Below are 10,117 nucleotides of genomic sequence, written 5' to 3' on the forward strand. Positions count from 1 at the left end.
TGGCGGCGCGGGCCCGCGGGGTCAGGAGACGTCGAACAGGGCGCTGACGGACTCGCCGTTGTGGATGCGGCGGATCGCCTCGGCCAGCGCCGGGGCGATCGACAGCATCGTCAGCTTGGGCGTGGCCTTCTCCGGGGCCAGCGGCACCGTGTTGGTGCACACGATCTCGGTGACGTCGTCCATCGCGGTCAGCCGGTCCAGGGCGCCGTCGGTGAACAGGCCGTGGGTGCAGGCCACCCGGATGGAGCGCACCTTGCGCTCGCGCAACCGCTCGATCAGCTCCACCACGGTGCTGCCCTTGGCGACCTCGTCGTCCAGGATGATCACGTCCCGGTCGGCGACGTCGCCGATCACCGAGGTGATGCTGACCTTGTCGTCGCTGAAGCGCTGCTTGGCGCCGGCGGCCACCGGGGTGTCCAGGCGGCGCGCGAACGCCGAGGCGGCCTTGGCGTTGCCGAAGTCGGGGGAGACGACCACGGTGTTGGACAGGTCGTAGCCGCGGAAGTGCGAGGCGAGCTCCCCCAGGGCGTGCAGGTGGTCGACCGGGACGCTGAAGAACCCGTGGACCTGCGGCGAATGCATCGTCATGGTCAGCACCCGGTCGGCCCCCGCGGTGGAGAGCAGGTCCGCGACCAGGCGGGCGCCGATGGAGATGCGCGGCGCGTCCTTCTTGTCGGAGCGGGCGTAGGCGAAGTGCGGCATGACCACGGTGGTGCGGGCGGCGGAGGCCCCGCGGGCGGCGTCGAGCATCAGCAGCAGCTCCACCAGGTTCTCCTGGACCGGGGGGACGAGCGGCTGGATGATGAACACGTCGCGTTCACGGCAGTTGTCCTGGAGCTGGACCTCCAGGCAGTCGTTGGCGAACCGGGAGACGCGGGTGGGGGAGAGCGGCTTGTCGAGCTCGTGGCAGATCTCCTGGGCGATCTCGGGGTGGGCGCTGCCGGAGAAGATGACGATGTCGCGCACGGATGTCCCTGTTTCGTGGGGTGGGATGGGCCGCCATGAGGGTACTACCTGCGTTTTCGGCGCCCGCAGGGTGGCACGCTGACGGGTCGGCCCGCGGCGCGGGCACGCCGCCGCCCGGGGATAACACGAATTTGTTACCGTTGATAGCCTGGGGTGCATGGGAGACAGGCAGGACACACGGCGGCGGGTCATCGACGCCGCCGCGGACATCCTCACCCGGCAGGGGCGCGAGGCCGTCACGACGCGTTCGGTGAGCGCCGCCGCCGGGGTGCAGCCGCCCACCCTCTACCGGCTGTTCGGGGACATGGCCGGGCTGTTCGACGCGGTGGCCGCCGACGGGTTCGACCGCTACCTGGCCGGGAAACAGGCCCAGGAACCCTCCGGGGACCCGGTGCGGGACCTGCGCGCGGGCTGGGACCTGCACGTCCGGTTCGGGCTGGACAACCCCGCCCACTACGTGCTGATGTACGCCCCCGGCGCCTCGCGGGAGGGCGGCGCGGCGGCGGCCCGGGCCCGCGGGATCCTGCGGGGCCTGGTGGGCCGGGTCGCCGAGGCCGGGCGGCTGGCGATCGACGCCGAGACCGCCGCGGAGATGATCCACACCGCGGGCGTCGGCCTGGTGCTGAGCCTCATTGAACGGGGCGAGGACGACCCGCGCCTGTCGGAGGCGGTGCGCGAGGCCGTGCTGGCCGCCGTGGTGACCGACCCCGCCCCCGCGGAGGACTCCGGGGGTACCGGGGGCACCGGGGTGTCCGCGCACGCCAACGCGCTGCGGGTGCTGCTGTCCGGGGACGGGGCCGAGGGGGCGCTCACCCCCGGCGAGGCGGCCCTGCTGGACGAGCTGCTGGTCCGGCTGGCGTCCCACCGGGCAGTCTGACCACCACCGCCGGGCGAAGGGCGGTACCGGTCGAGGGGACGGGACAGGGGAGGGCCGGGGCGACCCCGCTCGCCACCCCGGCCCCGTCGGGTGCCGCCTCACCCCTCGGCGGCGCTCTCCTTCCGCCGATGGGTCGAGGCATCGCGGAACCCGGTGTAGGTGTAGGGGTTGTCCAGCACCTCGGTGTGCGGGACGTCGGGGTTCATGCCCTGCGCCCAGGCCCGCTCGCCCAGCTCCCCGCGCAGGTACTCCAGGGTGGACTCCACCTCGCGGCGCACCGCCCCCAGGTCCGCGCCGACCAGCCGGTGCTCGTGCTTGACCACCCGGCCGTTGACCAGCACGGTGTGCACGTCCGCGCGCTGGGCCTGGAAGGCGACGTGCCCGTACGGGTTGAGCAGCGGGAACATCACGGGTGAGGCGTCGTTGCGCAGCAGCACCACGTCCGCCTTCCTCCCCGCCTCCAGGCTGCCGACGGCGTGGGACAGGCCCAGGGCGCGGGCGCCGCCGCGGGTGGCCCAGGCGACCACCTGCTCGGCGCGCAGGTGGCTGTGGGTCACCGTGTCCCCGCGTTCGTGCGCCCGCAGGTGCTCGCGGGAGCGGTCCGCGCCCAGGGTCGAGCGCATGGCGCTGAACAGGTCGGCGCTCCACCACACGCCGGTGTCCATGGACAGGGAGACCGGGATGCCGTGGCGGCGCAGCCGCCAGGTGGGCGGGTAGCCCTGCCCGGCGCTCTGCTCGCTCTCGGTGGACACCGACACCGAGCCGCCGGTGGCGGCGATGCGCTGGTAGGAGTCCTCCGACAGGGACGCGGCGTGGACGTAGATCGTGCCGGGGGTCATGAACCCGTGGTCGTGCATGAGGCGGATGCCGGCGTCGCCGGTGGCGCCCCATACCCCGGCGTGGGTGGTGACCTCGGCGCCCAGCTCCCGGGCGGCCTCGAACGCCGCCTTTTCGGGGAAGCTCTCCTCCCCGGTGACGTCGAACGCCAGCTGGAAGCCGCGCATGTCGTCGCCCCCGCCGTGGAAGCGGCGTTCGTGGAAGGCGCGGAAGTCGGATGAGGCGGTCCACTCCCAGGGGGCGGCGTGGATGTTGCCGTAGGCGAACACGTACCGGGTGGGGACCTCCTCCAGGGCGTCGACGGCGGCGTCGGCGTGCTCGGGGGTGATCAGGCCGTGGGACCAGTCGGCGGTGGTGGTGACCCCGGCGTCCAGGGCCTCCCAGGCGCCCAGGAGGTTGCCCGCGTGGATGTCCTGCGGGCGGAAGCGGGCGCCCCACTCCAGGTAGAACCACACGAAGTACTGGGTGAGGGTCCAGTCGGCGCCGTACCCGCGCAGGGCGGTCTGCCAGGTGTGGCGGTGGGTGTCGATCATGCCGGGCATGACGATGCCGCCGGCGGCGTCGATCTCGCGGGTGCCGTCGGGGACGGCCAGGCGGGGCCCGACGGCCTCGATGCGGTCGCCGACGACGAGGACGTCGGTGTCGGCCAGGACGGTGCCGGCGGCGTCCATGGTCAGGACGGTGCCGTTGCGGAAGACCAGGGGCCGTCCCGGCTCGGGGACGGGACTGGGGCGGGGGCTGGGCCGGTGGTCGGAGGAGTGATGGGTCATGGCGACCTCTCCCGGGGGGCGCAGGTGATCGGACGCTCGTCCGCCAAGCGATCTCCTTGGGTGAGACAAGGGTGAATGTGGCTCAGGTCACTTGTCAATGGCGTGGGCGGGATTTTCTCCGGTGTCCCTGTGGGTGCCTGTTCTGGCGCGAAGAGCGCTCTTGACACGGGGGTGCGATCATCCGACGATGATTTCGGACGCAAGTCCGTACAGCGGTCAACGAAAGGTCGTCTCGATGCAGGACGCCCCCCAGGGGCCGCTCTCCGGCCTCCTGGTCGCGGACTTCTCCCGGATCCTGGCGGGTCCCTACGCCACGATGCTGCTCGCCGACCTGGGCGCGGAGGTGATCAAGGTGGAGTCCCCCGCGGGCGACGACACCCGCACCTGGTCACCACCCCTGCGCGGCGACCGGGCCACCTACTACCTGTCGGTCAACCGCAACAAGCGGTCCGTGGTCCTGGACCTCACCGACCCCGGCGACCTCAAGGCCGCCCGCACCCTGGCCCGGCGCTGCGACGTGCTCATCGAGAACTTCCGCCCCGGGGCGCTGGAGCGGTTCGGCCTGGACCACGCCACCGTCGCGGCCGGCAACGACCGGGTCGTCTACGCCTCCATCTCCGGGTTCGGCGACGGCGCGGGCGCCCGCATCCCCGGCTACGACCTCATGGTGCAGGCGATCTCCGGGCTGATGAGCCTGACCGGCGACCCCGACGGCCCGCCCTACCGCGCCGGGATCTCGGTGTTCGACGTGGTGACCGGCCTGCACGCGGCCGTCGGCATCCTGGCCGCCCTGCACGAGCGCGAACGCTCCGGGCGGGGCCGCCGCGTGTCGGTCGACCTGCTGTCCTCGGCCCTGTCCGGCCTGGTCAACCAGAGCGGCGCCTACGCCGCCGCCGGGGTGGTGCCGCACCGCATGGGCAACGCCCACCCCAGTCTGTTCCCCTACGAGCCGCTGCCCACCGCCGACGGCGACCTCATCGTCATCGCCGGGAACGACCGCCAGTTCGCGCGGCTCTGCGACGTGCTGGGCATTCCCGGGGTGGCCGGGGACCCGCGCTTCGCCCGCAACCAGGACCGCACCGCCCGCCGCGACGAGCTGCGGCCGCACCTGGTGGGAGCGCTGGCCGCCCGCACCCGGGCCGAGTGGTTCGACCTGCTCATCGACGCCGGGGTGCCCTGCGCGCCCATCAACTCCATCGCCGAGGGGGTCGCCTTCGCCGAGGGGCTGGGGCTGGGGCCGGTGGTGTCGGCCGGGACGGGGGAGGACGCGGTGCCGGGGGTGCGCCACCCCATCACGTTCTCGCGCGGCGCACCGCGTTACGACCTGCCGCCGCCGCGCCTGGGCGAGCACACCGAGGAGATCCGCGCCTGGCTGGAGTCGGAGGAGGACGACCGTGAACCCTGAACCCGGCCCCGGCTCCGGCTCCGGTCCTGGCCCCGACCCAGTGCCCGCCGACCCCGTACCCGCTGGCTCTGCCCCGACCGACCCTGCGTCCACCGATCCCCCGTCCGCCGACCTCGTACCCGCTGGCTCTGCCCCGACCGACCCTGCGTCCACCGATCCCCCGTCCGCCGACCTCGTACCCGCTGGCTCTGCCCCGTCCGATCCCGTGCCCGCTGGCTCTGTGCCCGCCGCCCCCGTGGCGGCCGACTCCGTGACCACCGACCCCTCGTCCGCCGACTCCGTGCCCGCTGACCCTGCACCCGCCGACTCCGCACCCGGCCCGGACGCCTCGGGCGGCGGGCGGCCTGAGTTCCCCACCGCGCTGGGGACCTCCACCACGTCCAGCATCACCCTGCTCGGCCGCGACCTGGCCGACGACCTCATGGGAAAGGTCGGGTTCGGTGAGCTGGTGTTCTGGATGGTCGCCCGGCGCAGGCCCGCCCCCGGCCAGGTCCGGCTGTTCGAGGCCTGCCTGGTGGCGCTGGCCGACCACGGGTTCACCCCCACCGCCATCGCCGCCCGCCTCACCTACCTCAGCGCCCCCGACTCCCTCCAGGGCGCCCTGGCCGCCGGGCTGCTGGGCGGCGGCTCCCGGTTCCTGGGCGTCACCGAGGACACCGGGAGGTTCCTCGCCGACACCCTGGCCCGTGCCGGGGACGAGCCCGCCGACGACGCCGGCTGGGACGCCCTGGCCCTGGAGGCCGTCACCGCCGAACGCGCCGCCCGCCGGATCATCCCGGGCCTGGGCCACCCCGTCCACAAGGAGGGCGACCCCCGCACCCCCGCCCTGGTCCGCATCGCCCGCGAAGAGGACCAGGAGGGCCCGCACCTGCGGCTGTTCCAGGCCATCGGCCGGGTCCACGAACAGGTGCTGGGCCGCAGGCTCGTCCTCAACGGGGCCGGGGTGTGCGGCGCCGCCCTGGCCGACCTGGGACTGCCCGTGGACCTGCTGCGCGGGTTCGCGCTGCTGGCCCGGGCGGGCGGGCTGCTGGGCCAGCTCGCCGAGGAGCGCGAGCACCCCGTCGCCATGGACGCCTACCTGCTCGTCGACCGCAACGCCACCCGCCTTCCCCCCGGAGACGACGATGCCCCACGCCACTGAGGACAACATCACCGAGCTGGCCCTGCGACGGTGGGCCACCGCCGGGACGCCCCGGCTCGCCGAACTCATGACCGCCCTGGTCCGCCACCTGCACGCGTTCGCCCGCGAGGTCCACCTCACCGAGCAGGAGTGGGCGGCGGCCATGCGCTGGCTCGCCGACACCGGGCACATCAGCGACGACAAGAGGGAGGAGTTCATCCTCGCCTCGGACGTGCTGGGCCTGAGCATGCTGGTGGTGCAGATGAACCACCGGTTCGACCCGGCCGCCACCCCCGCCACCGTGCTGGGGCCCTTCCACATCGACGGGTCCCCGGCCGCCCCCTACGGCTGGAACATGGCCGCCGGGATCGACGGCACACCCCTGTTCGTCCACGGCACCGTCCGCGACCTGGCCGGGGAGCCCGTGCCCGGGGCCGTCCTGGACGTGTGGCAGGCCGACGGGGAGGGGGTGTACGAGGCGCAGCTGCCGGAGGTGGAGGAGGCGCGGCTGCGCGCCAAGTACCGGGCCCGGCCCGACGGGGCGTACTGCCTGCGCACCGTGGTCCCGCTGGGGTACACCATCCCGATGGACGGGCCGGTGGGCGACCTGATCGGGCGCACCGCCATCTCCCACTTCCGGCCCGCGCACATCCACTTCCTCATCGAGGAGCCCGGGTACGAGCGGCTCGTCACGCACATCTTCGAGGAGGGCACCCGTTACCTCGACGACGACGTGGTGTTCGGGACCAAGGCGGAGCTGGTGGTGCCGTTCGAACGCCACCGGTCCGGGACCGCGCCGGACGGCAGCCGGATGGACGGGCCGTTCGCCACCGCGGAGTTCGACTTCGTGCTCCAGCCGAAGCAGGGGTGAGGGCGGTGGACGAGGGCCTGCTCCTGCTGCGCGCCGCCCTGGCGCTGCTGCTGCTCGGCCACGCCGCCCAGAAGACCCTGGGCTGGTTCCGCGGGTCCGGGCTGGCCGGGACCGCTCCGCTGTTCCACAGCCTGGGGTTCCGGCCCGCCCGGCCGATGGTGGTGGCCGCCGCGGCGTCGGAGACGGCGGGCGCGGTACTGCTGCTGACCGGGACGCTGGTGCCGCTGGGGGCGGCGATCGTGTGCGGGACCATGATCGTGGCGGCCTCCGCCAACGCCGACAAGGGGCTGTGGGCGCACCAGGGCGGGTACGAGGTCGCGCTCGCCTACGGGGTGGTCGCCGCGGCGCTGGCGTTCACCGGGCCCGGGGCCTACTCGGTGGACGCCCTGCTGGGGATGGCCGAATACCCGTGGTGGGTCGGCGCGGCCGCGGTCGCGCTGGGCGCGGCGACCGCGCTGCCGGTGCTGCTGCGCAGGCGGGCGGTGCTGGCCCGCGCCCGGGAGGAGGCCTGAGGCGAGGTCTGCGGGAGGCCTGAGACCTGGCCCGAGAGGAGGCCTGACACGGGGTCCGCGGGGCCCTGGGGCCGGGGCGCTAGGGTTTGTCCTGTGGGCGTGCGCGTTCGGTCCGGCGCTCGCGCCGGTGACACGGGCGGCCGCACCCTTGCCGTGCGTCGCCGTGCAGGCCTGGCGATGCCGCACCGCGGGCCCGCCCGGGCGCGCCCGTGTCCCCGGGCGCCGAGCGGCCCCGAAGAACCGGAGAGCCGGAAAGGTCGTCCATGCGTCGAGACAGCACCCCCGACTTCATCGAGGCGCTCGCGCGCGGGCTGGACGTGCTGCGGTGCTTCGGCCCCGAGCGGCCCTCGATGACCCTGTCGGAGGTGGCCGCGGCCACCGGGCTGGCCCGGCCCACGGTCCGGCGCATCCTCATCACCCTGGAACAGCTCGGGTACGTGCGCTCCGGGGACGGCGTGTTCGCGCTGACCCCCCGGGTGCTGGAGCTGGGGACGGCCTACATCGGCTCCCAGAACCTGTGGGACCTGGCCGTCCCGCACCTGCGCGGCCTGGTGGCGCGCACCGGGGAGTCGTGCTCGATCGCCCAGCTCGACGGCTCCGACATCGTGTACGTGGCCCGGGTGGCGGTGCCCAAGCTGGTCACCCTGGCCGTCACCATCGGCACCCGGTTCCCCGCCGCGTCCACCTCGCTGGGCAAGGTGCTGCTGGCCGACCTGGCGTCGCAGGAGCTGGACCGGGTGCTGGCCGAGCCCTCCCGGGCCGGGGTGCGGGCGCACCGGCCGCTGGAGCGGGCCGAGCTGGACGCGGTGCTGCGGGAGGTGCGGGCGCGCGGCTGGGCGCTGACCGACGAGGAGCTGGCGCCGGGCATCCGGTCGGTGGCCGCGCCGATCCGCGACGGGTCGGGCCGGGTGACGGCGGCGGTCAACGTCAACGCGCACGCCGCCGAGACCTCGGTGGAGACCCTGGTCGAGGGGCACCTGCCGCTGCTGCTGGCCGCGGCGGGGGCGATCAGCGCCGACTGGGAGGCGTGGCGGGCCCGCCCGCTGGAGGTCGTGGCGACCGACCGGGCCTGAGGTCCGGCCGGCCGGGGTGCGGAGACCGCGGCACCGGCGACACCGGTGCGGCATCGCCGCGTCACCGCTGTGGCACCGGCGGCACACCGGCGGCATAGCGGTGATACCGCCGTGGCACCGCTTCGGCACCGGCGTCACCGCCGCGGGACCTGTGCGGCACCGCTGCGTCATCGCCGCGGCACCGGCGCGGCTCAGACCGCGGCGGTGAGCAGGCGGATGCGGCCGTTGTCGCTGACGGCCTCCACCCGGTGGGCGCTGTCGGCGTCGGTGGTGACCTCGGTGACCACCTCGCCGTTGTCGGAGGAGGCGGCCACGGCGTAGGCGGCGTCGGGCAGCGTGATCTCGGCGTCCCCGTTGTCGGTGTGCACCGTCACGGCGTCGGGGACGGCGGTGAGCTCCAGCTCCACACGGCCGTTGTCGGTGGTGGCCGCCACCTCGGCGGAGCTGATCCCCTGGCCGATGAGATCGCCGTTCTCGCTGGTCAGGGTGAGGGGGCCGGAGATGTCGGCGACCGAGACACGGCCGTTGTCGGTGGTCGCGGTCAGGGGCTCGGCGAAGCCGAACGCGGTGATGTCCCCGTTGTCGCCGAGCACGGTGAGGGTGGTGCCCTCCGGGACGACGATCTCGTACTCGACCTCGCAGTTGGTGAAGGCCCCGCAGCGCACGCGCAGTTCGAGGGTGTCGCCGAGGAGTTCCCACGAGGCCTCGGGGTCGCCCAGCAGGGAGCTGGAGGAGATCCAGCGGGTGACCTCGACCGCTTCGACGTCGCCGGGGGAGACGCGCAGGTTGCCGTTGTCGGCGTCGATGGTGAGCAGGTCGGAGGCGGGGGCGAAGCTCTCCTGCTCCGGTTCGGGGTCCTGGCCGGCGGCACAGGCGGTGGTGGCCAGGAGCAGTGCGGCGGTCGCCGCGGCGGTGGAGCGGACGGTCATACGAGGTCTCCGGGTTCGGCGTCGATGTCGTTCGCGGGCGCGGGCACGGCGGGAGCCGCGGCGGTGAGCGCGGTCAGGGCGGCGGCCAGGGTGTGTTCGACGGCGTCGGCGTCGACACCGTCGGGGTCGGCCAGGTACTCCATGGACAGGCCGTTGGCCAGGGCGTGGACGATGAGCGCGGCGGTGGCGGGGTCGGTGGCCAGCGGCAGGCCGCGTTCGACCAGGCGGGTGACGGCCTCGGCGGTGGTGGCGCGCTGGGTGCGGCGCATGCGGGCGACGGCCTCGCGGGTGGGGGTGTCACGGGTGGCGTGGGCGGCGAACTCCAGACCCAGGCGGCCGCGTTCGGTGTCCTGGGTGACGCGGCGGGCGACGTCGCGGGCGATGCCATCCAGGGCGGCGGCCGGGGCGGAGTCGCGGGCGTGGGCGGCGACGGCGTCGGCCTCGGTGGCGGAGCGCTCGCTCAGGACGGCGGCGAAGAGGTCGTGCTTGCCGCCGAAGTTGGAGTAGACGGCGCCCTTGGTGAACCCGGCGGTGCGCGCGATGTCGTCCAGGCGGCTGCCGGCGTAGCCCTGTTCGGCGAAGACGCGGGCGGCCGCGTCCAGGAGGCGGCGGCGGACCTGGTCGCGCGGGGTTCGGGGTGAGGGGCCGGCGTGCGGCGCGACGCTCATGGGACGACGTTAGCGTGCTCGCGGGTGTCGGATACCCATGGGTATGGAATCTTCGCGCCAAGGTGGGGCGCGTTCGGGTCCCGGGCGTG

General features: G+C 74.3%; 10 protein-coding genes. 6 read left to right on the forward strand and 4 right to left on the reverse strand.

The window, feature by feature from the left end:
- Nucleotides 1–21: 21 nt before the first annotated feature.
- Entirely contained in the window at nucleotides 22–966 is a 945-nt protein-coding gene (locus tag ACJOT3_RS27365; protein ID WP_406975997.1) for a ribose-phosphate diphosphokinase, read from the reverse strand.
- A gap of 157 nt (nucleotides 967–1,123) precedes the next feature.
- Between ACJOT3_RS27365 and ACJOT3_RS27370 the strand changes: the two genes are divergently transcribed.
- Entirely contained in the window at nucleotides 1,124–1,843 is a 720-nt protein-coding gene (locus ACJOT3_RS27370; protein WP_406975998.1) for a TetR/AcrR family transcriptional regulator, read from the forward strand.
- A 98-nt stretch (nucleotides 1,844–1,941) separates the two neighbouring features.
- Here the strand turns inward: ACJOT3_RS27370 and ACJOT3_RS27375 are convergent, their stop codons facing one another.
- Nucleotides 1,942–3,450 (reverse strand): amidohydrolase family protein, encoded by a 1,509-nt coding sequence (locus ACJOT3_RS27375; RefSeq protein WP_406975999.1) that lies wholly within the window; start codon nucleotides 3,448–3,450, stop codon nucleotides 1,942–1,944.
- A gap of 235 nt (nucleotides 3,451–3,685) precedes the next feature.
- Here ACJOT3_RS27375 and ACJOT3_RS27380 point away from each other — a divergent pair, with 235 nt between their 5' ends.
- The 5 genes from ACJOT3_RS27380 (at nucleotide 3,686) to ACJOT3_RS27400 (ending at nucleotide 8,431) form a co-directional block, all read left to right on the forward strand.
- Entirely contained in the window at nucleotides 3,686–4,855 is a 1,170-nt protein-coding gene (locus ACJOT3_RS27380; protein WP_406976000.1) for a CaiB/BaiF CoA transferase family protein, read from the forward strand.
- A gap of 220 nt (nucleotides 4,856–5,075) precedes the next feature.
- Complete coding sequence (locus ACJOT3_RS27385) at nucleotides 5,076–5,996, forward strand: citryl-CoA lyase (protein WP_406976001.1); 921 nt, start codon at nucleotides 5,076–5,078, stop codon at nucleotides 5,994–5,996.
- On the forward strand, nucleotides 5,980–6,846 hold the full coding sequence (locus ACJOT3_RS27390; protein WP_406976002.1) for a dioxygenase family protein: 867 nt from the start codon (nucleotides 5,980–5,982) through the stop codon (nucleotides 6,844–6,846). The genes ACJOT3_RS27385 and ACJOT3_RS27390 overlap by 17 nt, the downstream gene beginning before the upstream one ends.
- A gap of 5 nt (nucleotides 6,847–6,851) precedes the next feature.
- Entirely contained in the window at nucleotides 6,852–7,358 is a 507-nt protein-coding gene (locus ACJOT3_RS27395) for a DoxX family protein (RefSeq protein ID WP_406976003.1), read from the forward strand.
- 263 nt (nucleotides 7,359–7,621) lie between these two features.
- Nucleotides 7,622–8,431 carry an IclR family transcriptional regulator domain-containing protein gene (locus tag ACJOT3_RS27400; RefSeq protein ID WP_406976004.1) on the forward strand — a complete coding sequence of 270 codons (810 nt, stop codon included), beginning with the start codon at nucleotides 7,622–7,624 and terminating at the stop codon, nucleotides 8,429–8,431.
- A gap of 191 nt (nucleotides 8,432–8,622) precedes the next feature.
- Here the strand turns inward: ACJOT3_RS27400 and ACJOT3_RS27405 are convergent, their stop codons facing one another.
- Together ACJOT3_RS27405 and ACJOT3_RS27410 are read right to left on the reverse strand one after the other, a co-directional pair.
- Entirely contained in the window at nucleotides 8,623–9,360 is a 738-nt protein-coding gene (locus ACJOT3_RS27405) for a DUF4097 family beta strand repeat-containing protein (RefSeq protein WP_406976005.1), read from the reverse strand.
- Nucleotides 9,357–10,028 carry a TetR/AcrR family transcriptional regulator gene (locus tag ACJOT3_RS27410; RefSeq protein WP_406976006.1) on the reverse strand — a complete coding sequence of 224 codons (672 nt, stop codon included), beginning with the start codon at nucleotides 10,026–10,028 and terminating at the stop codon, nucleotides 9,357–9,359. The genes ACJOT3_RS27405 and ACJOT3_RS27410 overlap by 4 nt, the downstream gene beginning before the upstream one ends.
- Nucleotides 10,029–10,117: the final 89 nt, after the last annotated feature.

Origin of the sequence: Nocardiopsis protaetiae, from assembly GCF_045446735.1 — a bacterium.
In the GTDB taxonomy this organism is placed as follows: domain Bacteria; phylum Actinomycetota; class Actinomycetes; order Streptosporangiales; family Streptosporangiaceae; genus Nocardiopsis; species Nocardiopsis protaetiae.

Bases quoted from the DNA above. Each gene is read 5' to 3' on its own strand.
- ACJOT3_RS27370 (WP_406975998.1), top strand. From the start codon at position 1,124: ATGGGAGACAGGCAGGACACACGGCGGCGGGTCATCGACGCCGCCGCG.
- ACJOT3_RS27410 (WP_406976006.1), bottom strand. From the start codon at position 10,028: ATGAGCGTCGCGCCGCACGCCGGCCCCTCACCCCGAACCCCGCGCGAC.
- ACJOT3_RS27390 (WP_406976002.1), top strand. From the start codon at position 5,980: ATGCCCCACGCCACTGAGGACAACATCACCGAGCTGGCCCTGCGACGG.
- ACJOT3_RS27375 (WP_406975999.1), bottom strand. From the start codon at position 3,450: ATGACCCATCACTCCTCCGACCACCGGCCCAGCCCCCGCCCCAGTCCC.
- ACJOT3_RS27400 (WP_406976004.1), top strand. From the start codon at position 7,622: ATGCGTCGAGACAGCACCCCCGACTTCATCGAGGCGCTCGCGCGCGGG.
- ACJOT3_RS27380 (WP_406976000.1), top strand. From the start codon at position 3,686: ATGCAGGACGCCCCCCAGGGGCCGCTCTCCGGCCTCCTGGTCGCGGAC.
- ACJOT3_RS27405 (WP_406976005.1), bottom strand. From the start codon at position 9,360: ATGACCGTCCGCTCCACCGCCGCGGCGACCGCCGCACTGCTCCTGGCC.